Raw genomic sequence first — 3,158 nt, forward strand, 5'->3', positions numbered from 1 at the left:
GGAGTGGAGCCCGCGGAACGACCCGTGATATCGGCCGCGAGAGGGGCAATCGCGTCGTACTGCTTGGTGATCGTACGTTGAGCGAAGAGCTCCTGGTACGGCCGGCGAGCCTGCGCCCTGACGGTGAACACCAGTACCCCGGCGGTGAGTCGGTCCAGGCGATGCGCTGGACTCAGCTCGGGCAGGTCGAATCGGCGCCTCAGCAGAACGAGTGCAGACCGCGCGACGTAGGCACCGCGTGGGGTGGTGGCCAGAAAGTGCGGCTTGTCGACGACGAGCAGGTTCTCGTCGCGATGGAGGACGTCGAGGGAGAACGGCACCGTCGGCTCCACCGGTGGGTCGCGGTAGAGGTAGATGTCCGCTCGCGGTTTCGCGACCGTCGTCGAATCGACGGGTACGCCTGCCGCGTCGACGATCTCGCCGCCGTCGACCTTCTCGGTCAGCCTGGCCGCGTCCTGGGGGAATCGGGCGCACAGGTAGTCGAGCACCGTCGCTCCGGTCGCGACGTCGGGCATCCGCACCCGAGTGGGGTCGAGACCGTCGCGCAACGGCTTGGCGGCCAGCGAGGCGGTGTGCAGGGTGGCGTGGACGGCCCGCTCGGCAGGTGTGGTGAGGTCCCGTCGACCGCGCAGACTGATCACCGCGATGACCGAGACGATCACGGCCACGATCACCGCCAACGACGCCAGTGCCGCGGTCATCGCGCGCACGTGGTCGAGGTAGACACGTTCAGGAAGCGTTCGACGAGCCAGTCGACTCCGATGCCGTTGGCGGCCAGTTCGGCATGGCCCTGCTCCGGTTCGGAGCGAAACTCGACGTCGTCGCCCAGCGCGCAGGCCTCGGCCACCGCGTCGCGGGTCCACTGGGGGTCGATGAGATCGTCGCGTTCGCCGACCAGGACGAACAGCGGTACTTCGGTGCGAGACGTCGGTAGCGCAACCGATTCGAGCCACTGCGTCATCCGATCCGATGCCTCCTCGGTGTCCGGGAGGGCATCTGCCGGATCGAGGACGGCTCCGGCGTCGGCCTTGGAGAAACCGAGCAGGTCACTGCAGGCGGTCAGTGCGGTCACGTTGTCGGCGAACGTGCCGCGGATGTAGTCCGAGCGTTCGGCACTCGGATCCACGGCGCGCAGACCCGCGTAGAGATACGGCACCAGCAGTTGACGCGGCACGGTCTGCTCGGTCTCGGGTGCGAAGAATCGCGTCAGGTCGGCCGTGGGCGAAAGCGCCGCGGCGCCGACCAGTTGCAGACCCTCGCCGTAGTCGCCGCTGCGCTCGGCAGCGGCCCAGACCGCTTGTCCGCCTTGAGAGGTACCCACTGCGCCCCACCTGGTGCCGACGTCGGGAACCACGTTGCGGGCCGCGCGCACCGCGTCGATGACGTCGTACGCTGCGGCGTCCCGGTCGAGGTAGGCGGGATCTCCCGGTGTCCCGAGTCCCTGATAGTCCGTCACCACGACCACAGTCCCGCGTTCGAGGAACGGCGTCACCAGGCCGATGGTGCCCAAGAGGTTCGGGTACAGCGAGGGCGCACACTCGTCGGTGACACCGGTGGTTCCGTGCCCGACAGAAACGATCGGCCAGCCTCCCGGCGGCGCAGACCCCTTCGGCACGAACACCGTTGCCGAGGCTTCGGTGCCGCCCCCGGTGACCCCGTCGGTGGTGCGGTAGACGATTTTCGTGGCGGTCCCGCCGAGGTAGGCGACACCGATGTCGACTTGCCCGAGCAGCATCGACGAGACGATCTCACCGCGTTCGAGGCCTTCGGGTGCCGCGACTGCCGCAGGAGCGGAGGGTTCGGCGGGTTCGGCGGTGGGAGTGCTGCATGCGGCAAGGGCGAACACCAGTGCCGCGGCGGCCACCAGTCCGGTCGACCTCACTGTCTCTGCGCTCCTACGGTGTACGTCGTGCGATGCGCGCTTGCGCCGCAATTTCCTCCACGTCCAAGCCATTCAACACTGCCCGCAGAGCTTCGTCCTCCAACTCCCCCGAGTCGCGAGCCGCGATGAGCGCCGCCCGTTGCGCGACCAGGACGTTGTGCCGCAGCGAATCGAACAACGCCCCTGCCGCCGCGATCCGCTTCTCGCGATCCTCGGTCTCGTCGGCGTCCAACCGAGCGCGCACCGAGCGTCGGACGCGCTCGATCACCTCGTCGACGCGCTCGCTGTCCACTCCGGCGATTCCGTCCTTCGCCGCGCGCTGGAGGTAGTCCTCTGCCGCCGTGCGGGCAATGGCCTGCGAGAGCAGGCGCTGATTGTCGTTGCGCTGCTGCTCGAGTGGATCGGCGACGTCGAGGCGGCGGATCAACAGTGGAAGCGTCAGACCCTGCAGCAGCAACGTACCGACGGCGACGACGAAGGCCACGGCCTGAATCACTGCGCGCCCGGGGAATTCGTCGCCGAGCACCGTGGTCAGCGGTACACCGGCCGCCGCAGCGAGCGTGACCACCCCACGCATACCCGCCCACGAGAGCACCAGGTTCTGCTGCCACGTGAGACCGGCCTCGCCCGGCGATGATCGCCGGAAGAGTCTGCGAAACAACATGTTCCGGCCGGAATTGACGAAGATCCACGCCGGCCGGACGGCCATGACCACCACCAGAACCAACAGCGCATAGGCGAACACGTGGTGGACCGGCAGTCCCTCCCGCTGCACCTCTTCGATGACGAACTTCAGCTGTAAACCCATGTAGGCGAACACGAATGCTTCGAGCAGAAGATCCAGCGTCGGCCACACCTGCCGTTCCTGAACCCGAGTGGAGACCGAGACGTCGGCGGTGACGCGGCCCAACACGAAACCGGCGGTGACGACGGCCAGCACACCGGAGGCATGCAGCTCCTCGGCCGCCAGATACGCCGTGAACGGCAGCACCAGACCGAGCACGGTTTCCAGCGCCGAGTCCGCGATGCGATTGCGGACGAACCGCACGATGCGCGCCAGGATCAACCCCACCAACACGCCGCCCACGATCTCGTACAGGAAGAACAGCACCGGTGAGCCCAATTCGATCCGACTGCCCGTCACCGACGCGACGGCCAGGGTGAACAGGGTCAGCGCGGCCGCGTCGTTCACCAGGGACTCGCCGGTGAGGATGGCCATCATCCGCGCGGGCAGACCGAGCTTGCGGCCGACGGCGATCGCGGACACCGCGTCGGA

The 3,158-nt window shown here is 67.9% G+C and carries 3 protein-coding genes; all 3 read right to left on the bottom strand.

Features of this window, described 5'->3' with window-relative positions; genetic code table 11:
* A partial coding sequence (locus tag RHBS_RS26090; protein ID WP_237669752.1) for a pseudouridine synthase occupies positions 1–515 on the bottom strand: 515 nt, incomplete at its 3' end.
* A gap of 182 nt (positions 516–697) precedes the next feature.
* A complete protein-coding gene (locus RHBS_RS26095; protein ID WP_237669749.1) occupies positions 698–1,882 on the bottom strand; it encodes a lipase family protein in 1,185 nt (394 codons plus the stop codon).
* Between the two features lie 13 nt (positions 1,883–1,895).
* Positions 1,896–3,158, bottom strand: a 1,263-nt coding sequence (locus RHBS_RS26100) for a sodium:proton antiporter (protein ID WP_128646830.1), incomplete at its 5' end; no start/stop codon positions are given.

This window comes from Rhodococcus sp. BS-15 (genome assembly GCF_000813105.1).
Classification (GTDB): domain Bacteria; phylum Actinomycetota; class Actinomycetes; order Mycobacteriales; family Mycobacteriaceae; genus Rhodococcoides.